This is a genomic window from Streptomyces sp. NPDC003943 (genome assembly GCF_053605265.1).
Genome location: NZ_JBSGIW010000002.1, coordinates 1 through 23,473 on the forward strand (window position 1 = coordinate 1; position 23,473 = coordinate 23,473).

Annotated in this window: 22 protein-coding genes; 12 read left to right on the top strand and 10 right to left on the bottom strand. The window is 72.3% G+C overall.

The genetic code is table 11. The annotated features are described in order from the left end of the window. Positions 1-186: 186 nt before the first annotated feature. On the bottom strand, positions 187-1,467 hold the full coding sequence (locus tag ACWEV0_RS01075) for an extracellular solute-binding protein (RefSeq protein ID WP_453145276.1): 1,281 nt from the start codon (positions 1,465-1,467) through the stop codon (positions 187-189). 316 nt (positions 1,468-1,783) lie between these two features. Between ACWEV0_RS01075 and ACWEV0_RS01080 the strand changes: the two genes are divergently transcribed. Next, positions 1,784-2,836, top strand: a complete 1,053-nt coding sequence (locus tag ACWEV0_RS01080) for a LacI family DNA-binding transcriptional regulator (RefSeq protein ID WP_453145278.1) — start codon at positions 1,784-1,786, stop codon at positions 2,834-2,836. A 75-nt stretch (positions 2,837-2,911) separates the two neighbouring features. Further along, positions 2,912-3,850 (top strand): phosphatase PAP2 family protein, encoded by a 939-nt coding sequence (locus ACWEV0_RS01085; RefSeq protein WP_453145280.1) that lies wholly within the window; start codon positions 2,912-2,914, stop codon positions 3,848-3,850. Here the strand turns inward: ACWEV0_RS01085 and ACWEV0_RS01090 are convergent. Together ACWEV0_RS01090 and ACWEV0_RS01095 are read right to left on the bottom strand one after the other, a co-directional pair. Further along, positions 3,834-5,414, bottom strand: a complete 1,581-nt coding sequence (locus ACWEV0_RS01090) for an amidohydrolase (protein WP_453145282.1) — start codon at positions 5,412-5,414, stop codon at positions 3,834-3,836. The two genes, ACWEV0_RS01085 and ACWEV0_RS01090, sit on opposite strands and share 17 nt — an antisense overlap. After that, positions 5,324-6,874 (bottom strand): APC family permease, encoded by a 1,551-nt coding sequence (locus ACWEV0_RS01095; RefSeq protein WP_453145284.1) that lies wholly within the window; start codon positions 6,872-6,874, stop codon positions 5,324-5,326. The genes ACWEV0_RS01090 and ACWEV0_RS01095 overlap by 91 nt, the downstream gene beginning before the upstream one ends. 111 nt (positions 6,875-6,985) lie before the next feature. Here ACWEV0_RS01095 and ACWEV0_RS01100 point away from each other — a divergent pair, with 111 nt between their 5' ends. Beyond that, positions 6,986-7,594 (top strand): TetR/AcrR family transcriptional regulator C-terminal domain-containing protein, encoded by a 609-nt coding sequence (locus tag ACWEV0_RS01100; protein ID WP_453145286.1) that lies wholly within the window; start codon positions 6,986-6,988, stop codon positions 7,592-7,594. On the opposite strand, the gene ACWEV0_RS01105 is transcribed toward ACWEV0_RS01100, so the two are convergent. From ACWEV0_RS01105 to ACWEV0_RS01120, 4 genes are all read right to left on the bottom strand, one after another. Continuing rightward, on the bottom strand, positions 7,591-8,676 hold the full coding sequence (locus tag ACWEV0_RS01105; protein ID WP_453145288.1) for a sensor histidine kinase: 1,086 nt from the start codon (positions 8,674-8,676) through the stop codon (positions 7,591-7,593). The two genes, ACWEV0_RS01100 and ACWEV0_RS01105, sit on opposite strands and share 4 nt — an antisense overlap. Continuing rightward, positions 8,673-9,356, bottom strand: coding sequence for a response regulator transcription factor (locus ACWEV0_RS01110; RefSeq protein WP_453145290.1), 684 nt, complete (start codon positions 9,354-9,356; stop codon positions 8,673-8,675). The genes ACWEV0_RS01105 and ACWEV0_RS01110 overlap by 4 nt, the downstream gene beginning before the upstream one ends. 9 nt (positions 9,357-9,365) lie before the next feature. Beyond that, positions 9,366-10,049: a VanZ family protein gene (locus ACWEV0_RS01115; RefSeq protein WP_453145292.1), complete on the bottom strand. Its 684-nt coding sequence runs from the start codon at positions 10,047-10,049 to the stop codon at positions 9,366-9,368. A 64-nt stretch (positions 10,050-10,113) separates the two neighbouring features. Next, the gene (locus ACWEV0_RS01120; RefSeq protein WP_453145294.1) at positions 10,114-13,101 is read right to left on the bottom strand and encodes a bifunctional [glutamine synthetase] adenylyltransferase/[glutamine synthetase]-adenylyl-L-tyrosine phosphorylase; all 2,988 of its coding nucleotides are present in this window, start codon (positions 13,099-13,101) and stop codon (positions 10,114-10,116) included. Positions 13,102-13,211: 110 nt separating this feature from the next. Here ACWEV0_RS01120 and ACWEV0_RS01125 point away from each other — a divergent pair, with 110 nt between their 5' ends. Together ACWEV0_RS01125 and ACWEV0_RS01130 are read left to right on the top strand one after the other, a co-directional pair. Then, the gene (locus ACWEV0_RS01125) at positions 13,212-13,643 is read left to right on the top strand and encodes a VOC family protein (RefSeq protein ID WP_453145296.1); all 432 of its coding nucleotides are present in this window, start codon (positions 13,212-13,214) and stop codon (positions 13,641-13,643) included. Positions 13,644-13,754: 111 nt separating this feature from the next. Next, a complete protein-coding gene (locus tag ACWEV0_RS01130; protein WP_453145298.1) occupies positions 13,755-13,916 on the top strand; it encodes a hypothetical protein in 162 nt (53 codons plus the stop codon). A 16-nt stretch (positions 13,917-13,932) separates the two neighbouring features. On the opposite strand, the gene ACWEV0_RS01135 is transcribed toward ACWEV0_RS01130, so the two are convergent. Together ACWEV0_RS01135 and ACWEV0_RS01140 are read right to left on the bottom strand one after the other, a co-directional pair. Continuing rightward, positions 13,933-14,430, bottom strand: a complete 498-nt coding sequence (locus ACWEV0_RS01135) for a GNAT family N-acetyltransferase (RefSeq protein ID WP_453145300.1) — start codon at positions 14,428-14,430, stop codon at positions 13,933-13,935. 59 nt (positions 14,431-14,489) lie between these two features. Further along, positions 14,490-15,851: a glutamine synthetase family protein gene (locus ACWEV0_RS01140; RefSeq protein WP_403793512.1), complete on the bottom strand. Its 1,362-nt coding sequence runs from the start codon at positions 15,849-15,851 to the stop codon at positions 14,490-14,492. A 180-nt stretch (positions 15,852-16,031) separates the two neighbouring features. On the opposite strand from ACWEV0_RS01140, the gene ACWEV0_RS01145 reads away from it, so the two are divergent. The 7 genes from ACWEV0_RS01145 to ACWEV0_RS01175 all read left to right on the top strand — a co-directional run bounded on the left by ACWEV0_RS01145 (position 16,032) and on the right by ACWEV0_RS01175 (position 22,336). After that, positions 16,032-16,430 (top strand): hypothetical protein, encoded by a 399-nt coding sequence (locus tag ACWEV0_RS01145; RefSeq protein WP_453145302.1) that lies wholly within the window; start codon positions 16,032-16,034, stop codon positions 16,428-16,430. Between the two features lie 73 nt (positions 16,431-16,503). Then, complete coding sequence (locus ACWEV0_RS01150; protein WP_403793509.1) at positions 16,504-17,181, top strand: DUF3105 domain-containing protein; 678 nt, start codon at positions 16,504-16,506, stop codon at positions 17,179-17,181. Beyond that, entirely contained in the window at positions 17,178-17,819 is a 642-nt protein-coding gene (locus ACWEV0_RS01155; RefSeq protein WP_453145304.1) for a DUF305 domain-containing protein, read from the top strand. Before ACWEV0_RS01150 ends, ACWEV0_RS01155 begins: the two co-directional genes overlap by 4 nt. Positions 17,820-17,964: 145 nt before the next feature. Next, entirely contained in the window at positions 17,965-18,381 is a 417-nt protein-coding gene (locus ACWEV0_RS01160) for a CBS domain-containing protein (protein WP_453145306.1), read from the top strand. Between the two features lie 91 nt (positions 18,382-18,472). Next, complete coding sequence (locus tag ACWEV0_RS01165; RefSeq protein WP_453145308.1) at positions 18,473-18,904, top strand: DUF6153 family protein; 432 nt, start codon at positions 18,473-18,475, stop codon at positions 18,902-18,904. Between the two features lie 61 nt (positions 18,905-18,965). After that, positions 18,966-20,519: a multicopper oxidase family protein gene (locus ACWEV0_RS01170; protein WP_453145310.1), complete on the top strand. Its 1,554-nt coding sequence runs from the start codon at positions 18,966-18,968 to the stop codon at positions 20,517-20,519. A 53-nt stretch (positions 20,520-20,572) separates the two neighbouring features. Continuing rightward, positions 20,573-22,336: an NAD+ synthase gene (locus tag ACWEV0_RS01175; protein ID WP_453145311.1), complete on the top strand. Its 1,764-nt coding sequence runs from the start codon at positions 20,573-20,575 to the stop codon at positions 22,334-22,336. Between the two features lie 6 nt (positions 22,337-22,342). On the opposite strand, the gene ACWEV0_RS01180 is transcribed toward ACWEV0_RS01175, so the two are convergent. After that, complete coding sequence (locus ACWEV0_RS01180; protein WP_453145313.1) at positions 22,343-23,386, bottom strand: endonuclease/exonuclease/phosphatase family protein; 1,044 nt, start codon at positions 23,384-23,386, stop codon at positions 22,343-22,345. Positions 23,387-23,473: the final 87 nt, after the last annotated feature.

The window sequence follows — 23,473 nt, forward strand, 5'->3', positions numbered from 1 at the left end:
TGGCTTCCATGGGGGTGGATTGGTAACCGCGGGGGGCGCTCTCCGGGTCCCGGGGGCGGCGGCCCGGCCGGGGGGCGACGTCGTCGCCCGCGGCCTTCGCCACCGACTGGCTGCTGGTGTCCACAGCCATCTAGCCGGTCTGCCTTCCTCGTCTGCTGCCGCTGCTGCCGTTACCCGGTGCTGCCGTTACTTCCAGCCCTTGAGGAGCTTGCGGTAGTTGTCGCCCACCGCCTTGGCTCCGTCCTCCGGGCTGGTCTGGTTGGTGAGGACCTTGGTGTACTCGGTGACGAGCGGGGTGAAGAGGCTGCCGCCCTCGGGGATCCAGGGGCGCTCGACGGCCTTGTCGACGACCGGCTTGAAGAACGTGATCATCGGGTTGAGGGCCACGTCGGGGTCGTTGTAGGCCGACTGACGGGTCGGGAGCAGGCTGAGCTCCTTGGCGACCTTGATCTGCGCCTCGGGCGAGCTCATGTACTGGACGAAGGCGTAGGAGGCGTCCAGGTTCTTCGACCCGGCGTACACGGCGAGGCCCTGGCCGCCCTGCGGGGCGCCCTGGCCGGCCGAGCCGGCCGGGACCGGGGCGATGCCCAGGTTCGCCTTGTCGGCGAACTCCTTGCCCGTGTAGGTGTCGGTCACGGCCCACGGGCCGTTGATCATCATCGCGACCTTGCCGTCCTTGAAGGCGGCCTGCATGTTGTCCCAGCCGTTGGTCGCGTCCGTGATCGCGGCCTTGGAGTCGACCAGGTCCTTGACGGTCTTGAACGCCTTGACGCCGGCGGGGTTGTCGATGGTGACGGTCTTGCTGTCGGCGTTGACCATGTCACCGCCCTCGCCGTACAGGAAGGAGAGGAACCAGTAGGCGTCGTCGCCGCGCAGGTAGAGGCCGGTCTTGCCGGTCTTCTGCTTGATCTTGGCGGAGACGGACTTCAGCTCGTCGATGGTCTTGGGGACCTCGACACCGGCCTCCTTGAAGATCTTCTTGTTGTAGAAGATGCCCATGGAGTCGATGACCTGCGGCACCGCGTAGGTCTTGCCGTTGTACTTGGTGGACGCGGCGGCCTGCTTGAGGAAGTCGTCCTGGTCCTTCAGCGCAGGGGTGCCGTCCAGCGGCGCGAGGTAGCCGAGGTTCGCGAAGTCCGCGGTCCAGGCGACCTCGGAGCGGATCACGTCGGGGGCGCCGGCGCCGGACTGGGCGGCGTTCTTGAACTTGTTCTGGGCCTCGCCGAAGGGCACGTTGACGTACTTGATCGTGACCTTGGGGTGCTGCTTGGTGAAGTCCTCGGCAAGCTGCTTGAAGACCTTGTCCTCGGAACCGACCGTGGACGTGTCCCACCAGGTCACGGTGCCGGAGAGCTCGCCCGAGCCCTTCGAGCCGCCGCCGGAGGAACCGTTGTCGCCGCTTCCGCACGCCGCCAGGGTCACGCCCAGGGCCGCGACCAGCGCGGTGGCCGCTATGCCACGCCGCATGTGAACTCCTTCAGGATGGTCCCGGGTGGACGAGGGGCTCGAACCTTCCTCATGCGACCGCTCCCTCGCGGCGCGCCGGGCTGGGCAGGAACGTAACAGGGATGAAAACTCGCCGAAAGACCTTGCGGGAAATTTCTGCAAGACCGGGGGATCGTTACATCCGCGTGTCCCGAAGGTTGCCGATGAGCCGCTTGACAGCGAAGAGACCCCGGTTCGGCTTGCAAGAACTTGCGAAAGAACACCCGAAGGGAGTCGAGAGCGGCCGGAACCCGTACGTGGTGGGCAATCCGACCCGCGAGCGGTACAGTCCACTCCCATGACCGCGCGGCTTTCCGACATCGCAGCCCAGGCGGGGGTCAGTGAAGCCACAGTCAGCCGCGTGCTCAACGGCAAGGCCGGTGTGGCCTCGGCCACCCGCGAATCCGTGCTTGCCGCGCTCGACGTGCTCGGCTACGAGCGGCCCGTACGGCTGCGCCAGCGCAGCGCGGGCCTCATCGGACTGATAACCCCCGAGCTGGACAACCCGATCTTCCCCGCGCTCGCGCAGGTCATCGGGCAGGCCCTCACCCGGCAGGGATACACCCCGGTGCTCGCCACCCAGACCCCCGGCGGGTCCACCGAGGACGAGCTCGTGGACATGCTGGTGGAGCGCGGCGTGGCCGGCATCATCTTCGTCTCCGGACTGCACGCCGACACCACGGCCGACATGGGCCGCTACGACCGGCTGCGCGGCAAGGGCGTCCCGTACGTCCTCATCAACGGCTTCTCGCCCAAGGTGCAGGCCCCCTTCGTCTCCCCGGACGACCGGGCCGCGATGGTGCTGGCGGTGACGCACCTGGCGGCGCTCGGCCACACCCGGATCGGGCTCGCGGTCGGGCCGAAGCGCTTCGTGCCGGTGCTGCGCAAGATCGAGGGTTTCGGCAAGGGGATGCGGGAGCGGTTCGGACTCTCCCCGGAGGAGACCGACGAGCTGGTCCAGCACTCCCTCTACACGCTGGAGGGCGGCCAGGCCGCCGCCGCCGCGCTCATCGCCAAGGGCTGCACGGCGATCGTGTGCGCGAGCGACATGATGGCGCTGGGCGCCATCCGGGCGGCCCGGCAGCAGGGGCTGCAGGTGCCGAAGGACGTCTCCGTCGTCGGCTTCGACGACTCCCCGCTCATAGCGTTCACCGATCCGCCGCTCACCACCATCCGCCAGCCCGTGCAGGCGATGGGGCAGGCGGCGGTCCGGGCGCTCCTGGAGGAGATCGGCGGGACGCCGGCGCCGCACAGCGAGTTCGTCTTCATGCCGGAGCTGGTGGTGCGCGGATCGACCGCCTCGGCGCCCGTGTCCCCGGCCGTGTCCCCTGCCTCTTCCCCTACGTCCTGAGGCGGAGCGGGTGCGCCTGATACCCGACCGAGGGATGATCGGTCGAGGAGCAGGCATCTGGCAAACTCTCCTCCTATGGGTGAAACGACCGTGAAGACCTCGGAAATTCGGACGACCCCGTCGTCACCCATCGTGGCCGACGGCTGGTTCGCGCGCGCTCTGCGGGCCCGTACGCCCCGGCGCCCGCGGATCTGGTTCGAGGTGCTCCTGATCGCGGTCAGCTACTGGACGTACTCGCTCATCCGCAACGCGGTCCCCGAGCAGAAGACCCAGGCCCTCAGGAACGCCGACTGGGTGTGGCAGACCGAGCACAGCCTCGGGCTCGCCTTCGAGCACGCCGTCAACCAGGCCGTGAACTCGGTGACCTGGCTGATCGTGGGCATGAACTACTACTACGCCACGCTGCACTTCGTCGTGACCATCGGTGTGCTCGTGTGGCTGTACCGATGGCATCCGGGCCGTTACGCGGCGTTCCGCACGGTGCTCTTCGCGACGACGGCCGTGGCCCTGGTCGGCTACTACCTGTACCCGCTCGCGCCGCCCCGGCTGATGAACGGCGGCCACTTCACCGACACCGTGCTCGTGCACCACACCTGGGGCTCGATGGCGTCGGGCAACCTCAAGCACATGTCGAACCAGTACGCGGCGATGCCGTCGATGCACATCGGCTGGTCGCTGTGGTGCGGGCTCACCATCCTCCTGCTGGCGAAGGCGCCCTGGGCGCGGATCCTCGGCATGCTCTACCCGGCGGCGACGCTCGTCGTCATCGTGGCCACCGCCAACCACTTCTGGCTGGACGCGGTGGGCGGCGTGCTCTGCCTGAGCTTCGGCTTCGCCGTCGCGTACGTCTGGTTCGGCACGCACCCGCACCGGCTGCCGAAGCTGGTGGAGCCCCTCGCGTCGGTCCCGCAGGGCGTCACGCCGGGCGGTCCGCCCCCGGCGGAGGGGGCGGACCGGGACCCGGCGGACGCCGGGGCCCAGGACTCCCCGGAGCGCGTCAGCTCCGGTAGGTGATCCTCCCTCCCGCGACCGTGAGCCGGATCGGCGCGGTCGCGGTCTCGTCGGCCGGGGCGTCGACCGGGTCGACGGTGAAGGCGGTGAGGTCGGCCCGGTAGCCCGGCGCGATCCGGCCCGCGATCCGCTCCTCCCCCGCGGCCAGCGCCGCGTGCGTCGTCATGCCCTCCAGGGCCATCCGTCCGGTGAGCCCGGCGCGGGCGGACGCGGCGCCGCGCGGGGCCTGGGCGGTGGCGAGGACCTGGCGGGCGTCGTGGTGGGCGATCGGCCAGTCGGAGCCGAGCGCGAGCGTGGCGCCCGCGTCGCGGAGGTCCCGGCAGCGCCAGGCCCGGGCGGCCCGTTCGTCGCCGAGCCGCTTCGACCACTCGTCGGTGCGGTCGGCGCGGGTGTACGCGGTGTGCGGGGGCTGCATGGAGGCGGCGACGCCGAGCGCGGCGAACCGGTGGAGCTGGTCGTCGGGCACGGTCTCGATGTGCTCGATCCGGTGCCGGGGCCCGGTCCGGTGGGCTGAGGCGCCCAGGGTTTCCACGGTGTCGAGCACATGGCGCACCGCCGCGTCGCCGATGGCGTGGGTGGCGGTGCCGACGCCCGCGCCGTGCAGGTGCCGTACGGCTGCCGAGTACGCGGCCGGGTCGGGCCAGAAGGCGGCGGTGCCCTGGCCGTGGCAGTCGGCGTGCTCCAGCCAGGCGGTGCCGCCCTCGACGGTGCCGTCCATGAAGAACTTCACCCCGCCGACCCGCCAGAGCCGCCCGGCCCGCTCCTGGAGCCGTACGAGCGTGTCGAGCTCCTCGGCGGTGGCCCCCGGCATGCACCAGGGCGCGAGGCGGAGCCGCAGCGGCAGGTCGCCGTCCGCCTCGATCGCGGCGAGCAGGCCGGGTACGTCGTGGCCGCCGAGGTCCATGACATGGGCGCCGGTCAGTCCGGTGCCGGCCATCTCCGCGAGCAGTGCGACGAGCCGGTCGCGGCGCTCCGCGTACGGCTGGGCGGGCAGCACGTGGGTCATCAGTTCCATGGCGGCGTGCTCGACCAGGTGCCCGGTGGGGCGTCCCGCGCCGTCGCAGACGATCTCGGAGCGCTGGGTGAAGGAGCGCGGCCCGTCGATGCCGGCGGCTTCGAGGGCGGTGGCGCTGACCAGGACGGAGTGGCCGTCGTAGAGGCGGAGGTGGGCGGGGGCGCCGTCGAGGGCGTCCTCGATCAGCTCGTGGTGGACGGGCCGGCCGGCGAAGACGTTGTGGTCGAGGCCGAAGCCGAGGACCCAGCCGTCCCTGCGCTCGGCGGTCCGCAGCGCGGCGCGCAGCCCGTGGAGGTCGGTGACGGCGGAGAGGTCGGTGCCGGTGTACATCTCCAGGCCCCACACGGGGTGGCTGTGGGAGTCGGTGAGGCCGGGGGTGAGGGTGGCGCCGCCCAGGTCGACGACCTCGGTGCCGGGGCCGCGCCAGTCCCGGGCGTCGGTGTCGTCGCCGAGGGCGGTGATCACTCCGTCGCGGACGGCGACAGCGGTGTGGTGGGAGGGGTCGGGGATGCGGAGGCGGGCGTTGCGGAGGACGAGCTCGGGTGCGGGCACGGGGCGTCGGCTCCTTCGGTGGGCGGCTCGGCGGCGAAGTGGGCGTAGACCTCGGGGCGGGTGCGGCGCAGCCGGTACGCGAGGAGGAGCCCGAGGACGAGGACGGCGGGGACGACGGCCACGAGGACCGCGTTGACGGTGGTGGAGGCGCCGGTGAACAGGGCCACCTTGGAGGCGACCAGCCAGAGCGCGACGGCCAGCAGGACGGCGGCCGCGACCGGGGCGACGAGGGTGCGCAGGGCGCCCTCCTGGTGCGGGACACGGCGGAAGTAGCGCACGACGGCGACGGCGGCGAGCAGCATCATCGCCATGAGTCCGAGCATGCCGGGGGTGTTCACCCACAGCAGCAGCTGGGTGTACGGGTCGGCGCCGGCGGCCGCGAAACCGAGGACGATCACGGCGCCGAGCACGGTCTGGACGACGCCCGCGAGGTACGGGGAGCGGTGGCGGGGGTGGATCCGGCCGAGCGCGGCGGGCAGCACGCCCTCCTCGGCGAGGGCCAGGCCGTAGCGGTTGATCGCGTTGTGGAAGGCGAGGAGCGAGGCGATGATGCTGGTCACGATGAAGAGGTGCATCAGGTCGGCGGCCCAGGAGCCCACGTAGGTGGTGATGGCGCTGAAGAAGAGCCCGCCGGTGTCGCCGGCGGCGGCCGCGACGACCTGGTCGTCGCCGAAGGCCTGGATCACGGTCCACACGACGAAGGCGTAGAAGAGGCCGAGGAAGCCGACCGCGATGTAGGTGGCGCGGGGGATGGTGCGGGCCGGGTCGCGGGCCTCGCGGCGGTAGATCACGGTCGACTCGAAGCCGGTGAAGGCCGAGAACGCGAAGGCGAGCACGGCGGCGGTGCCGGGGACGAGCACATGGCCGGGGGCGAAGGAGGCGAGCGAGAGCCCGTGCGCGCCGCCCTTGAGCAGCACCCCGCCGGCGAGGAGCACGAGGATGCCGGTCTCGGCGACGAGGAGGACGCCGAGGACCTTGGCGCCGAAGTCGATGGAGCGGTAGCCGCCGTACCAGATGAGCAGCAGGCCGGCGAGGGCGATCGGCAGCCAGGGCAGGTCGACGCCCCACAGGGCGTGGGCGGTGTCGGCGGTGGCGGAGCCGAGGAGTCCGTAGACGCCGATCTCCATGCCGTTGTAGCCGACCATGGCGATGAGCGCGGCGGCGATGCCGAGGGGTTTGCCGAGGCCCTGGGCGATGTACGCGTAGAAGGCGCCGGCGCTGCGGACGTGGCGGCTCATGGTGGTGAAGCCGACGGCGAAGATCGCGAGGGTGACGCCGGCGAGGAGGTAGCCGGCGGGGGCGCCGATGCCGCCGAGGACGAGGGCGATGGGGGCGACGCCGGCCATCACGGTGAGCGGGGCGGCGGCGGAGACGACGAAGAAGGAGATGTCGGCGGTGGTGAGGGTGCCGGTTCTCAGCCCGGGCGCGCCGGGTGGCTTGTCGGAGGTGCTGGAGGACATGGCTGGGGAGGCCCTTCCGCGACAGGAACAGGAAACCTAAAGCCTTTCGGTTGGCGCAATGTAGCCTCGGGTCCGACGATTCGGGAAGACCTGACCTAGGGGAAAACCTTCATGGGCCGGCCGCGCACGCCCCTCCTCGACCGGGAGCGCATCACCACCACGGCGCTCCAACTCGTCGACGAGCAGGGGGACTTCAGCGTCCCGCAGATCGCTCGGCGGCTCGGGGTGCAGACGGCATCGGTGTACCACCATGTGGACGGCCGGGACGGCATCGTGGAGCTGCTGCGGGAGCGGGTCTGCGACGCGATCGACGACGGCACCCTGGACCTCCAGCCCTGGGACGCGGCCGTGGCCGCCTATGCCCGCTCCTACCGGGCCGCCTTCGCCGCCCACCGGCGCGCGATCTCGCTCCTCACGACGTCACCGGTCCGCGCGCGCAAGGTGCTCCTGCAGTACGAGAAGGTCGTCGCCCGGCTGCTCGACGCGGGCTTCCCGCTGCGGGACGTGATGCCGGTGCTCATCGGCATGGAGAACCTGGTCCTCGGCTCGGCCCTCGACATGACGGCCCCGGCCTCGATGTGGGAGCTCCCCGACGAGACGACGACCCCGCGGCTCGCCCGCGCGCTCACGGAGATGACGGAGGACCGGGCGGACGAGGCCTTCGAGCTGGCGCTCGCCGGGTACCTGGAGCACTGCCGGCGCCGGCTGGACGGCTCCTAGCGGGTTGCGGGCAGCCGGACCGTGACGCGCAGACCGCCGGCCGGGCGCGGGACGAGGTCGAGGGTCCCGTCGTGGGCGCGGACGACGCTGTGCACGAGGGCGAGGCCGAGGCCGACGCCGGCGTGCTCGTCGGTGCGGGCGCGTTCCGCTCCGCGCTGGAAGGGCTCGGTGAGGGTCGGCACCAGGTCCGGCGGGACGACACGGCCCGTGTTCTCGACCCGCAGCACGCTCGCGCCGTCCCGCGCCTCGGTGTGGACGGTCACGCTGCCGCCGGCGGGCAGGTTGTGGACGATCGCGTTCTGCACGAGGTTCGTCGCCATTCGCAGCAGCAGCTCCGCGGAGCCGCTGGTCAGGGCCGCTCCCCCGGTGACGTCGAGCGTGAGCCCGCGCCGCTCGGCGAGCGGCAGCAGGGTCTCCGCGGCCTCCTCGGCGACGAGGGAGAGGTCGACGGTCTCACGGTTGAAGGCCCCGCTGTCGCTGCGGCTGAGCAGCAGCAGGGCCTCGGTGAGGTCGATCGCGCGCGTGTTGGCGGCCTGGAGGCGGGCGAGGACCTCGTCGCGGTCGCGGGCCGGGTCCCTGCGGGCGACTTCGAGCAGCGTCCGGGAGACGGCGAGCGGGGTGCGCAGTTCGTGGGAGGCGTTCGCCGCGAAGCGCCGCTGCTCGCCGACGTGCGACTCCAGCTGTTCCAGCATGGTGTCGAAGGTGTCGGCGAGTTCCCGGAACTCGTCCCGGCGGCCCGGCATGCGGATCCGGTGGGAGAGCGATCCGTCGCCGGCCAGCCGGGCGGCGGCCGTGATCCGGTCGAGCGGCGCGAGCATCCGCCCGGCCAGGAGCCAGCCGCCGAGGAGGCCGAAGACGAGCAGGAAGCCCATGGCGACGGCCGCGGCGGGGGCGAAGGTGTGCACGAGCAGGTAGCGGTTGGGCGAGATCCCGAGCAGGCCCTGGTCGTTGTCGGGAACGTACCGCAGCAGGAAGACCCACACGACGGCGAGGAGCAGGCCGCCGGCGACCGCGAGGAAGCCGGCGTAGCTGAGGGTGAGCTTGAGCCGGGCGCTGAGCCCGGCACGTCTGGTCGCGGTCACGCCTCGTCCGTACGGTCGGGGCACGGGTCGATGCGGTAGCCGACGCCCGGCACCGTGGCGATGAGCCAGGGTTCGCCGAGCCGTTTGCGCAGGGCGGAGACGGTGATGCGGACGGCGTTGGTGAAGGGGTCGGCGTTCTCGTCCCAGGCCCGTTCGAGCAGCTCCTCGGCGCTGACGACCCCGCCCTCGGCCGCGACGAGGACGTCGAGCACGGCGAACTGCTTGCGGGTGAGCGCGACGGGGCGCCCGTCGCGGAAGACCTCCCGGCGGAAGGGGTCGAGGCGCAGGCCCGCGATCTCGCGGACCGGAGGCCGGGCGTACGCGCGCCTGCGGTCGAGAGCCCGCAGCCGCAGGACGAGCTCCCGCAGCTCGAACGGCTTGGTCAGGTAGTCGTCGGCGCCCAGCTCGAAGCCGGACGCCTTGTCGTCGATCCGGTCGGCGGCGGTCAGCATGAGGATCGGGATGCCGCTCCCGGAGGCCACGATGTGCCGGGCGACCTCGTCGCCGGACGGGCCGGGGATGTCACGGTCGAGCACCGCGAGGTCGTAGGAGTGAACGCCGAGGAGCGCCAGGGCGGTGTCCCCGTCGCCGGCGATGTCGGCGGCGATCGCCTCGAGCCGCAGGCCGTCCCGGACGGCCTCGGCCAGATGCGGCTCGTCCTCCACGATCAGTACGCGCATGGGCGAAGCCTAGGGAACGGGGCATATCGGCGGCGTATGCGCCGGTGTCTCCGCCGCCGTGCGCCACCAGCGGCGCGAGGCCAGCCCGGCCAGGACCGCGCCGGTGGCGTTGACCAGGACGTCGTCCACGGAGGTGACCCGGTCGAGGCGCAGCACGTACTGCGCGGTCTCGACCAGGACCGAGCAGCCGGCGCCGAGCGCCAGGATCCGCGGCAGGGACGCCATCGCCGTCCAGCGCATCGGCGCGAAGAAGCCCAGCGACGCGAAGACCAGCAGGTTTCCGACGATGCCGAGCGTCCCCATGCCGACCAGGTCCCGCAGCGGTACGAGGCTCACCCGGGCGGGCGCGATGCCGGGCGCCGCGCCCGGCATCAGGGTCATCCCCAGGAACGGCACCGTCCCGTGGACCATGCCCACCTCGGCCAGCGAAAGCCGCCACGGCGACGCGACACCGGCGGCCCGGCGGTGCCGCGCGAGGGCCCACGCCACCAGCACGGCGAGCGGCAACGCGACCAGCGTCATGAGCACGACGCCGTTGAAGGTGTCGTAGCAGCCGTGCCACCGCCCGGCCATGCACCTCGGGGCGGCCATCATGAGCGGCCCGCGCAGGGCGTAACCGGCGCTCGCGAGGCCGAGGAGCGCCAGACCGGGGATCACGAGACGGCGGGCGTTCAGGGGTGCGTCGTGGTTCATGCGCCCATCGGACACGAGGGAGTGTTGCGCCGGCGTATGCGTTTTCCGCCCGTCCACACCCTGCCTACGCGCCGTAGAACAGCTCCTCCATCACCGCCCGCGCCCGCCGGGTGATCCGGCGGTAGTCGTCGACCATCTCACCGACATGGCCGGGGGCGTAACCCAGAAAGCGGCCGACGGCGGCCAGCTCGCGCGGCTCGGAGGGGAAGGTGTCGCCGGCGCGGCCGCGCACCAGCATCACCGCGTTGCGCACCCGGGTGGCGAGCACCCAGGCCTCGTCCAGGGTCTGCGCCTCCTCCGTGCCGATGAGCCCGGCCGCGTGGGCGGCGGCCAGCGCCTCGCGGGTGCGGGTGGTGCGCAGGCCCGGTTCGGCCCAGCCGTGCCGCATCTGGAGCAGCTGGACGGTCCACTCGACGTCGCTGAGGCCGCCGCGGCCCAGCTTGGCGTGCAGGGTCGGGTCGGCGCCGCGCGGCAGGCGTTCGGTCTCCATGCGGGCCTTGAGGCGGCGGATCTCGCGGACCGCGTCCTCGCCGAGGCCCTCCATGGGGTAGCGCAGCGGGTCGACGAGCTCGATGAAGCGCTGCCCGAGTTCCCGGTCGCCGGCCATCGGCTCGGCCCGCAGCAGGGCCTGGGACTCCCAGACGAGCGACCAGCGGCGGTAGTAGGCCCCGTAGGACTTCAGGGTGCGCACCATCGGGCCGCTCTTGCCCTCCGGGCGCAGGTCGGCGTCGATGAGCAGCGGCGGGTCGGCGGTGGGCAGCTGGAGCAGCCGGCGCATCTCGGTGACGACCCGGTTCGCGGCCTTCGCCGCCTCCTGCTCGTCGACGCCCTCGCGCGGCTCGTGCACGAAGAGGACGTCGGCGTCGGAGCCGTAGCCGAGTTCGTGCCCGCCGAAGCGGCCGACGCCGATGACGGCGAACCTGGTCGGCAGCTCCTCGCCCCACTCGGCGCGCACGGCGGCCCGGAGCGCGCCCGAGATCGTCGCCGCGTTGAGGTCGGTGACGGCGCGGCCGACGCGGTCGACGAGGGCGCCGGGGTCGGCCTCGCGGGGGTTGTCCTCGGTGCCGTAGGAGGCGATGAGGTCGGCCGCGGCGGTACGGAACAGCTCCCGGCGGCGCACTCCGCGGGCCGCGGCCACCGCCTGCTCGGGGCCCTCGGCACGGCCGACGGCGGCGAGCACCTCCTGTTCCAGGTGGTCGCGGCCGCGCGGCTTCAGGCCCTCCGGGTCGCCGAGGATGGCGACCGCCTCGGGGGCGCGGAGCAGCAGGTCGGGGGCGAGCCGGCCGGCGGACAGGACCCGGGCGAGGTTCTCGGCGGCGGCGCCCTCGTCGCGCAGGAGGCGCAGGTACCAGGGCGTCTTGCCGAGCGCGTCGGACACCTTGCGGAAGCCGAGCAGGCCCGCGTCCGGGTCGGCCGAGTCGGCGAACCAGCCGAGCAGCACCGGCAGCAGCGTGCGCTGGATGGCGGCCTTGCGGGTGACGCCGGAGGACAGCGCCTCCAGATGACGCAGGGCGGCGGCGGGGTCGGCGTACCCGAGCGCTTCGAGCCGCTGCCCGGCGGCCTTCGGGCTGAGCCGGATCTCGCCGGGGGCGAGCTGGGCGACGGCGTCGAGCAGCGGCCGGTAGAACAGCTTCTCGTGCAGCCGGCGCACCACGGCCGCGTGCCGCTTCCACTCCCGGTTGAGCTCGGTGACCGGGTCGGTGCGCAGGCCGAGCGAGCGGCCGAGGCGTCGCAGATCGGCCTCGCCCTCGGGGACGAGGTGGGTGCGGCGCAGCCGGTACAGCTGGATGCGGTGCTCCATGGCGCGCAGGAAGCGGTAGGCGTCGTCGAGCTGGGCGGCGTCGGCGCGGCCCACGTAGCCGCCCGCGGCGAGGGCGGCGAGCGCGTCGAGGGTGGTGCCGCTGTGCAGCGTGGCGTCGCTGCGGCCGTGCACCAACTGCAGGAGCTGTACGGCGAACTCGACGTCCCTGAGGCCGCCGGGGCCGAGCTTCAGTTCGCGGTCGACGTGGCCGGCCGGGATGTTGTCGACGACCCGGCGCCGCATCTTCTGCACGTCGGGCACGAAGTTCTCGCGCTCGGCGGCCTGCCACACCAGCGGGGAGACGGCGTCGATGTACGCGGCGCCGAGGTCGGCGTCGCCGGCCACCGCGCGCGCCTTCAGCAGGGCCTGGAACTCCCAGGTCTTGGCCCAGCGCTGGTAGTAGGCGAGGTGCGAGGAGAGGGTGCGCACCAGCGGCCCGTTGCGGCCCTCGGGGCGCAGGTTGGCGTCGACGGGCCAGATGCTGCCCTCGACCGTGGTCTCCGAACAGATCCGCATGAGGTGGGAGGCGAGCCGGGTCGCGGCCTGCAGCGCCTTGGACTCGTCGGTGCCGTCCGCCGCCTCGCCGACGAAGATGACGTCGACGTCGGAGACGTAGTTCAGCTCGTGGCCGCCGCACTTGCCCATGGCGATCACGGCGAGCCGGCAGTGCGCCGCGTCCTCGGGCGCGGCGGCCCTGGCGATGCGGAGGGCGGCCCGCAGGGTGGCGGTGGCGAGGTCGGCGAGTTCGGCCGCGGTCTGCGCGACGTCGGTCGTGCCGCACACGTCACGGGCGGCGATGGCGAGCAGACAGCGCCGGTAGGCGACCCGCAGCGTCACCGGGTCGACGGCCTCGGCGAGCCCGCGTTCGAACTCGGCGACGCCCGGGTGCAGATCGGCCGCCTCGTACGTGACGAGCGCCTGCCAGTCGTACGGGTGCCGGGCCAGGTGGTCGGCGAGCGCCTCGGACGCGCCGAGCACCCCGAGCAGCCGGTCCCGGAACGGTTTCGCGGAAAGCAGCGTCGTGGTGAAGGCCGGCCGCTCGGCCGGCGGCTGCGCCTCGACGAGCCGGACCAGGCCGAGCAGCGCGAGATCGGGGTCGGCGGTGGCGCCGAGGGCGTCGAGCAGCACGGAGTCGCCGCGCAGCGGGGCCAGGTCGTCCAGGTCGAGCAGCCGCTCGGCGGCGGACGGGTCGGTGAACCCGTGCCGCAGCAGCCGGGTGAACGTACTGCTCCTGCGTCCCGGCGCCGTCATTCCGCCGCTCCCTCCACCGGTCGATTGAATGCCCGGTCGAGCCTATCCCCGGCGGGGCGCCGGGTCGCCCCGGGGAGCGCGCGGCGGGGCGCGGCGGCAGAATCGGGGGCATGAACTGGACACTGGAAGTGGTCCCCGTACCCGTCAGCGACCTGGACCGGGCGAAGGAGTTCTACGGAGGCCGGCTCGGCTTCAAGGTCGACCTCGACCAGGAGGTCGCCCCGGGCGTCCGCGTCATCCAGATCACCCCGCCGGGCTCGCGCTGCTCGCTCTCCCTGGTCCAGGGCATGCCGCCCTTCCCCGGCGCCCGCCAGATGGAACCCGGCACCCTGCACGGGCTCCAGCTGTGCGTCACCGACATCGACGCGGCGCGCGCCACGCTCGCCGCCGCGGGCGTGGACATCTCGCCGGTGGTGCACGTGGGCGCGTCGGGCTGGGAGGAGGGCCGGGGCCAGCCCTGGAACTCGTTCCTGACCTTCGCCGACCCGGACGGCAACGGGTGGGTGGTGCAGGAGGCGCCGTCGGAGCTGTCCCAGCGCTGACCTCCGGACGGACGCCCGGCGTCGCCACTCCGCCCCGAAGCGTGGCCGAGCGGATGCGCCAAGGGGCCCGTGACCAGGGGGACCTGACGCCTGGTCAGCGTCCGGTGGCATGTGGAGAACACGATCACGGCCCCGGTCGCGCACCGGTGCGTTCCCGGCGTCGCCGTCGCCCCGCCGGGCACGGTCTTCGGCGACGACACCTGGCGCCTGGTGCTGCGCCGCCAGGGCGGCGCGCCGACCGTGTCGGTCGACGGCGCGTACGCCCGGATGTGACGGCCCCGGACGGGCCTCAGAAGACCAGGCGGTAGTTCCGCACCTTCTCGTCCTCGCCCTCGTACGCCATCCCGGCGGCCTCCATCACCCGCTGCGAGGGGATGTTGTCGAGGTCGGCGTCACCGCGCACCGCGGTGGCGCCGGCCTCGCGGGCGCGGGCGATCAGGGCGCGCAGGGACTCGGCGGCGTAGCCCTGCCCGCGGGCGCCGGGCACCAGGCCGTAGCCGATGGTCACGACGCCGTCGGCGTCCGGCGGGCCGTGGAAGCCGATGCCGCCGACGGTGGTGCCGTCCGCCAGGAGCCGTATCGCGTACGGCCGGTAGTCCCCCGGGTCACCGCGCTCGGCCACCCCGTTCAGGAAGCCGCGCGCGCTGCGCTCGTCGCCCGGGGTCGGGTACTCCTCGGCCCAGCGGTCGCCGGGCGCGGGCGCGCCGTCGACGATGCGCCGGGCGTCGTCGACGGAGAGCGGCTGGAGCAGCAGCCGCTCCGTCTCGATGATCTTCGCGTTGGTCACGGGCGGCAGTCTCGGCCCCGCCGCACGCGGGGCGCAACGGGGTTTTCCGGCCCGCCCCGCTACAGCACAGGCAGGTTCTTCCGCAGCTCGAAGGCGGTGACCTCGGAGCGGTACTCCTCCCACTCCTGCTTCTTGTTGCGCAGGAAGAAGTCGAACACGTGCTCGCCGAGCGTCTCCGCCACCAGCTCGCTGCGCTCCATCAGGGTGATCGCCTCGCCCAGGTTCTGCGGCAGCGGCTCGATGCCCATCGCGCGGCGCTCGGCGTCGCTGAGGGCCCAGACGTCGTCGTCGGCGCCGGCCGGGAGCTCGTAGCCCTCCTCGATGCCCTTGAGGCCGGCGGCGAGGAGGACGGCGTAGGTCAGGTACGGGTTGGCACCGGAGTCGATGGAGCGGACCTCGACCCGGGAGGAGCCCATCTTGCCGGGCTTGTACATGGGCACGCGGATCAGCGCGGAGCGGTTGTTGTGGCCCCAGCAGATGTACGCCGGGGCCTCGCCGCCGGAGCCGGCGGTGCGGCCGGAGCCGCCCCAGATGCGCTTGTACGAGTTGACCCACTGGTTCGTGACGGCCGAGATCTCGCCGGCGTGCTTGAGCAGGCCGGCGATGAAGGAACGTCCCACCTTGGAGAGCTGGTACTCGGCGCCCGACTCGTAGAACGCGTTCCGGTCGCCCTCGAAGAGGGAGAGGTGGGTGTGCATGCCGGAGCCCGGGAACTCGGAGAACGGCTTCGGCATGAAGGTGGCCTGCACGCCCTGCTCAAGGGCCACCTGCTTCATGACCAGGCGGAAGGTCATGATGTTGTCCGCGGTGGAGAGCGCGTCCGCGTAGCGCAGGTCGATCTCCTGCTGGCCCGGCGCGCCCTCGTGGTGCGAGAACTCCACCGAGATGCCCATCGACTCCAGCATGGTGATGGCCTGGCGGCGGAAGTCCATGCCCACGTTCTGCGGGGTGTGGTCGAAGTAGCCGGACTCGTCGGCCGGGGTGGGCCGGGAGCCGTCCAGCGGCTTGTCCTTCAGCAGGAAGAACTCGATCTCGGGGTGGGTGTAGAAGGTGAAGCCCAGGTCCGAGGTCTTGGCGAGGGCCCGCTTGAGGACGTACCGCGGGTCCGCGAAGGACGGCGAGCCGTCCGGCATCAGGATGTCGCAGAACATCCGGGCGGTGCCCGGGGCCTCGGCGCGCCAGGGCAGGATCTGGAAGGTGGCCGGGTCCGGCTTGGCGATCATGTCGGACTCGTAGACCCGGGCGAAGCCCTCGATCGCGGAGCCGTCGAAGCCGATGCCCTCGTCGAAGGCCTGCTCCAGCTCGGCGGGTGCGACCGCGACCGACTTCAGGAAGCCGAGCACGTCGGTGAACCACAGACGCACGAAGCGGATGTCGCGCTCCTCGAGCGTACGGAGCACAAATTCCTGCTGCTTGTCCATTTCCACACCCATCCTCGCCGGTCAGGCCGCCTGCTCCCGGACCCGAGCATCCCACCACATGGTTTCGTTCACGTTGCACACCCATACTGCCTGCTCGGCTGTGACTCAGGTAACGGGGGACGGCCGGCTTCGTACCCCGTTCGGCCCACGGGGCCCCTTCTGCCACTACGATCTGCGCCCATGGGAGCCTCCCGGCTCGACGGCCCGCCGCGACACGCGCGTCCCCTGGCACTGGCGAGTGCCGTGGCGACGCTCCTCGGCGCGCTCTTCCTCTGTCTCGCGGTGACCGCCGAACCCGGCGACCCGGAGCAGCACGGCCGGCACACGGCCGCGCGGACCGCGCAGGCGGCCACCGGGATCACGGGCGACCGGTACGCCTGCCCGTACGAGCCCGGCGGCTGCTCGCTCTTCCCGGCCCTCTCGCCGGCGGTGCTCAGCGCGCCGCCGATGGATCCGCCGCTGCACGCGGCGGGCCGCCTCCCGCACATCGGCGTGCCGCACCGCGCCGGCCAGGCGCCCCGCGCCGACGCGCGGCCCCGTGCGCCGGACCTCCACGTCCTTCAAGTACTGCGGACGTAAGCCGCCGGTTCTTCCGACGCGTTCCCCCTCCGTACACCTTTTTTCTCATACTTCACGAAGGACGACATTCCACATGGCCGCGAACCGCACCGCCACCGCCGAACGCCGCGCCCGAATAGAGGAGATGCGCCGCGCCGAGCAGGCCCGTGAGCGCCGCAACCGCTTCCTGACGATCGGTGTCTCCGCCGTCGTCGTGCTCGGCCTCGTCGGCTTCGGCGGCTGGGTGATCAACAAGCAGAGCAACGAGAAGGACCAGGCGGCCGCCGCCGCCAAGGCCCCCATCAAGGGCGAGAAGGACTGGGACGCCAAGAAGCTCGGCCGGAACCACGTCACCACCCCGGTGAAGTACCCGATGAACCCGCCGGTCGGCGGCGACCACAACCCGGTCTGGCAGAACTGCAACGGCGACGTCTACGACAAGCCGGTCGCCGACGTGAACGCCGTGCACTCCCTGGAGCACGGCGCCGTCTGGGTGACGTACAACAAGAAGGCCGCCCAGGGCGACCTCGACAAGCTGCGCGCCAAGGTCAAGAAGACCCCGTACTCGCTGATGAGCCCCATCGACAACCAGTCCGGCGCGATCATGCTGAGCGCCTGGGGCAAGCAGGTGACCGTGGACGGGGCCGACGACCCGCGCGTCGACGCCTTCTTCACCAAGTACGTCAACGGCCCGCAGACCCCGGAGCCCGGCGCCGCCTGCACCGGTGGCATCGACGCGAGCGGCCAGGGCGGCGCCGGGATGGGCCAGTGAGGCTGAACCGGACGCAGTGGGCGTCCGTCACCGCCGTCGCCCTCGCGGTGCTCTTCGCCGGCGGCGCGGTCACCGTCGCCTCGGCGAACCGCGACGAGGCGCCGCGGACGCCCACCGCCGAGTCGGCGGACGCCGGTTTCGCCCGTGACATGGCGGTCCATCACCAGCAGGCCGTCGAGATGTCGTTCATCGTCCGCGACCGGACGAAGGACGAGGAGGTGCGCCGCCTCGCCTACGACATCGCCAACACGCAGGCCAACCAGCGCGGCATGATGCTGGGCTGGCTGGACATGTGGGGGCTGCCGAAGGTGCAGTCCGGCGTGGCGCCGATGACCTGGATGGGCATGGGTGACATGCCCGGCATGGACATGGGCGGCGAGGACGGCGAGCTGATGCCGGGCATGGCCACCCGCGCCGAACTCGACCAGCTGCGCAAGGCGTCCGGCCGGGACGCCGAGGTGCTCTATCTGAAGCTGATGACCGAGCACCACAAGGGCGGCATCCACATGGCCCAGGGCTGTGTGGAGAAGTGCGCGCCCGGCATCGAGCGGAACCTGGCGCAGGGCATGGTCGACGCCCAGGCGTCCGAGATCAAGCTGATGGCCGACATGCTGAAGGCGCGCGGCGCCGGAGCGTAGCTCTCCGTGACGGCCGCGACGGCCCCCGTGACCGCTGCGGTCGCGGGGGCCGCGTCGCGCCGGGACAATTGAGGGTGCTCGGGGACGTACGTACGAAGGCCGTACGCAGGTGGTACGACGACGTTCTACGAAAGGCACGCACCCCATGACCACGGCGAAGGACATCATGCACCCCGGGGCCAAGTGGATCCCGGAACACGAGACGCTCGACCGCGCCGCCCAGATGATGCGCAACGAAAACGTCGGCGCGCTGCCCGTCGCCGACGCGAACGAACGGCTCTGCGGGATCATCACGGACCGCGACATAGTGGTCGGCTGTGTGGCGCTGGGCCACGACCCCGCACAGGTCACCTGTGGGGACATGGCCAAGGGCACCCCTCGCTGGATCAAGACCGACGCGGACGTCGACGAGGTCCTGACGGAGATGGAGGGCCACCAGATCCGGCGGCTGCCCGTCATCGACAACGACAAGCGGCTGGTCGGCATGATCAGTGAGGCCGATCTGGCCAGGCACCTGACGGACGAGCAGCTGAAGGAGTTCTGCGCGAACGTCTACGCCTGATCCCCGTCGCGTGAAACTCTCGTGAATCGAGACCGCCCGGACCACCGCGTCCGGGCGGTCTGCCATACGGGGCGGGGGTATGCTGCCCGGTATGTCGGAGACCAGGCGGGCGCGGAGGGGCGCGGAGCGGCTGCTGCTGCTCGCGGCGCTGCTGCTCGGCCTGGTGACGATGCACACGCTGGGACATGAGCCCCCGGGGCACGGTGCCGCGGCGGCGCAGGCGGCGCCGATGACCGGGATGACGTCCACGACGTCGATGACGACGGCGGTCCACGGCCGCGTCGGTCAGCACACCGGCCCCGACGCCCCGGCCCATCGCTCCGGCGACTCCGGCGGCCCCCTCGCCGTCTGTCTCGCCGTGCTCGGCGCGCTGGTCGTCGTGCTGGGCGGGGCGGCTCTGCGCCGGGCGCGGCGAACCGGGTGGGCCCGGCTGCGTGCGGCCGGAGTGGGGTGGCGCGCGGGGCGCCGTGCGCCTCCCGTGCCGATAACGGTTCTCGACCGGGTGGCGGTACTGCGGATCTAGGAGGAACGGGCAGCAGACGCGTTCCCGTTCCCTCCCTCCTCCCCCGAGAGGTGTCTTCGTCATGTCTCCGCAGTTCAACCGCCGTTCCGTCCTGGGCGCCGGGCTCGGCCTCGCCGGCACCGGCCTGCTCGCCGCCTGTTCCGACACGCCCGCCCCGGCCAAGGGCGGCGCGGGTTACGTCTCCCCCACCGGCACCGAGGTCGGCGCCGCCGAGCGGATGCGGCCCGGCGGCGGCCGGGTCCGCGACGTCCGGCTGACCGCCACGCCCACCACCCTGGACCTCGGCGCGGGCCGGACGGTGCGGTCGTGGGCGTACGGGGACTCCCTGCCCGGCAGGGAGGTGCGGGTCACCGCGGGCGACACCCTGGCCCTCACCCTCGCCAACCATCTGCCGCAGCCGACCTCGCTGCACTGGCACGGTCTCGCGCTGCGCAACGACATGGACGGCGTCCCGGGCCTCACCCAGCCGGAGATCAGGGCGGGCGGCGAGTTCGCCTACCGCTTCAAGGTCCCGCACCCGGGCACGTACTGGTTCCACCCGCACTCGGGCGTCCAGCAGGACCGCGGACTGTACGCGCCGCTGATCGTCGAGGACCCGAAGGAGCCGCTCGCGTACGACGAGGAGTGGGTCGTCGTCCTGGACGACTGGGTCGACGGGGTGGACGGTTCGACGCCCGACGCGGTGCTCGCCGAACTCCGCGCGGGCATGGGCGGCATGGGCCACGACATGGGCTCCATGCCGGGGATGGACCACTCCATGCCCGGCAGCACGGCCCCCTCCGCCGGTCCCTCGCGCATGATGATGGGCGCCGTCAGCGAGCTCCTCGGCGGCGACGCGGGCGATGTGGCCTACCCGCACTACCTGGTCAACGGCCGGGTCCCGGACGCCCCGAGCGAGTTCCGGGCCAGGCCCGGCGACCGGGTCCGGATCCGCTTCGTCAACGCGGGCGGCGACACCGCCTTCCGCGTCGCGCTCGGCGGCCACGAGATGACCGTGACGCACACCGACGGCTTCCCGGTCGTCCACACGCGGACCGACGCGCTGCTGCTGGGCATGGGCGAGCGGTACGACGTGCTGGTCACCGTCAAGGACGGCGTCTTCCCGCTCACCGCGCTCGCCGAGGGCAAGCGGGCGACGGGGCTCGCGGTGCTGCGTACGGGAAAGGGCGCCGCCCCGGCCGCCTCCGTACGGCCCAGGGAGCTGGACGGGCGGGTGACGACGGCCGACAGGCTGAGGCCGGCGCCCGGCTCGGCCCTGGCGGCGCGGAAGCCCGACCGGACGATCACCTCGAAGCTCACCGGCGGGATGATGAAGTACGACTGGGCCTTCGACGGCACGCCGTACGACCCGGCGCGGCGCTTCGGCGTGCGGGCGGGCGAACGGGTCCGGATGGAGTTCACCAACACCACGGACATGTGGCACCCGCTGCACCTGCACGGCCACACCTTCGCCCTGGCGAACGGAGTGCGGAAGGACACGGCGGTGGTGCTCCCGCGGCAGACCCTGGCGATCGAGTTCGACGCCGACAACCCGGGCCTGTGGATGATCCACTGCCACAACGTCTACCACTCGGAGTCCGGGATGATGACCGTCCTGGGATACCGGACCCCGTAAGCGGATTCTCGCGGACGCACGACATAGCGTCGGATTGACGATAAACTGAGCGGGTGCCTCAACTACGCCTCGCTCTGAATCAGATCGACTCCACCGTCGGCGATCTCACCGGGAACGCCGAGGCCGTCGTCCTCTGGACCCGGCACGCCGCCGAACAGGGTGCGCACCTCGTCGCGTTCCCCGAGATGGTCCTCACCGGCTATCCGGTCGAGGACCTGGCGCTGCGCTCCTCGTTCGTCGAAGCCTCCCGGGACGCCCTGCGGGGCCTGGCCCGGCGGCTCGCCGACGAGGGGCTCGGCGAGCTGCCCGTCGTCCTCGGCTACCTGGACCGCTCCGAGCGGGCCGTGTCCCGGCTCGGGCGGCCCGCCGGGTCGCCCGAGAACGCGGCGGCGGTGCTGCACCGCGGCGAGGTGGTGCTCCGGTTCGCCAAGCACCACCTGCCCAACTACGGGGTCTTCGACGAGTACCGCTACTTCGTGCAGGGCGACACCCTGCCCGTCGTCCGCGTGCACGGCGTCGACGTGGCCCTCGCCATCTGCGAGGACCTGTGGCAGGAGGGCGGCCGCGTGCCGGCCACCCGCACCGCCCGCGCCGGGCTGCTGCTCTCGATCAACGCCTCGCCGTACGAGCGGAACAAGGACGACACCCGGCTCGAACTGGTCCGCAAGCGGGCCCAGGAGGCCGGCTGCACCACGGCGTACGTGGCCATGATGGGCGGTCAGGACGAGCTGGTCTTCGACGGCGACTCGATCGTCGTGGACGCGGCGGGCGAGGTGATCGCTCGCGCCCCGCAGTTCACCGAGGGCAGCGTCGTCCTCGACCTGGAGCTGCCGGCCGCCGATCCCGGTGCGCCCGGGCCGGGCAGCGTCATCGACGACGGGCTGCGGGTCGACCGGGTCGTGCTCTCCGCCGATCCGCTGCCCGCGTACGAGCCGGAGGTCACCGGCGGTTACGCGGACCGGCTCGACGACGACGAGGAGGTCTACTCGGCGCTCGTCGTGGGCCTGCGGGCGTACGTGAACAAGAACGGCTTCTCGTCCGTCCTCATCGGCCTGTCCGGCGGCATCGACTCGGCGCTCGTCGCCGCCATCGCCTGCGACGCGCTCGGCGCGCGGAACGTGTACGGGGTCTCGATGCCGTCCAGGTACTCCTCCGACCACTCGCGCCACGACGCCGCCGAGCTGGCCCGGCGCACCGGCCTCAACTTCCGTACGGTGTCGATCGAGCCGATGTTCGACGCCTACATGGGCGCGACCGCCCTGACCGGGCTCGCCGAGGAGAACCTCCAGTCCCGGCTGCGCGGCACGCTCCTGATGGCGCTCTCCAACGAGGAGGGCCACATCGTCCTCGCCCCCGGCAACAAGTCCGAACTGGCGGTGGGTTACTCGACGCTGTACGGCGACTCCGTCGGCGCGTACGGCCCCATCAAGGACGTCTACAAGACCGACATCTTCCGGCTGGCCCGCTGGCGCAACCGGGCCGCCGAGGAGCGCGGCCAGACCCCGCCGATCCCGGAGAACACGATCACCAAGCCGCCGAGCGCCGAACTGCGCCCGGGCCAGGTCGACACGGACTCGCTGCCGGACTACGACGTCCTGGACCGGCTCCTGGAGCTGTACGTCGACCGGGACCGCGGCAAGGAGGCCATCGTGGCGGCGGGCTTCGACGAGGAGCTGGTCACCCGCACCCTGCGGATGGTCGACATCGCGGAGTACAAGCGGCGCCAGTACCCGCCGGGCACGAAGATCTCCGCGAAGGGCTTCGGCAAGGACCGCCGGCTGCCGATCACCAACCGGTGGCGGGAGACCCGTTCCTGAGGCCTCTCAGAGCTTGACGCGGGCGGCCACCGGGAGGTGGTCGCTGTTCGTCTCCGGCAGCGTCCACGACGACATCGGCTCGACCCCGCGCACCAGGATCTGGTCGATCCGGGCCATCGGGAACGCGGCCGGCCAGCTGAAGCCGAAGCCGTCGCCGGCCGCGCCCTGGGTGGAGCGGAGCTGGGCCGTGACGCCGTTCAGGGCGCGGTCGTTCATGGTGCCGTTGAGGTCGCCGAGCAGGACGATCCGCCGGTGCGGGTCGCGCGAGATGGCCTCGCCGAGGGCGCCCGCGCTGGCGTCGCGCTGGTTGGCGGTGAAGCCGGCGTTCATCTTGACCCGTACCGAGGGCAGATGGGCGACGTAGACGGCGACCTCGCCCGCCGGGGCGGCGACGGTGGCGCGCATCGCGCGGGTCCAGCCGAGCCGGATGTCGACCGGCTGGGCGCCGCGCAGCGGGTACTTGCTCCACAGGCCGACGGTGCCCTGGACGGAGTGGTACTTGTACGTGCCGGCCAGGCCGCGCTCGTACACCGGGACCATGTCGCCCTTGAGCTCCTCCAGGGCCACCACGTCCGCACCGGAGGCGGCCATCTGACGGGCCGTGCCCTCGGGGTCCGGGTTGTCGGCGTTCACGTTGTGCGACACGACGGTGAGGTCGCCGCCGGCCTGCGCCTTGTCGACGACCAGGCCGCCGAAGAGGTTGAGCCAGACCACGGCCGGGAGCACCAGCGCGATCAGCGCGGTCGCGGAACGGCGCAGCAGGGCCAGGACCAGGAGCAGCGGCACGCAGAGGCCGAACCAGGGCAGGAAGGTCTCGCCGAGGCTGCCGAGGTTGCCGATCCGGTTGGGCACGTCGGAGTGAAAGCCCATCAGGAGCGTGAGCAGCACGGCGCACAGGGCGAGGAGGATGCCGCGCCGCCAGATCCCGCGGTCGCCGCGGAGTCTGGCGAGTCTGCCGCCGAGGCCGGGCCGGGAGCCGGGGCGGACCGCGGAACCCTGCTCGTCCGGCGTTCCGCCGTGCTCGGTCCCCGTCATGTCCACCCGCGTCATCACTGTCGTCCTCACTGCCTTGCCGTGCGACCCGGTTTCCGACACTAGGCGATTCCGGGTCGGTCGTACGCATCGAGGGACGACACA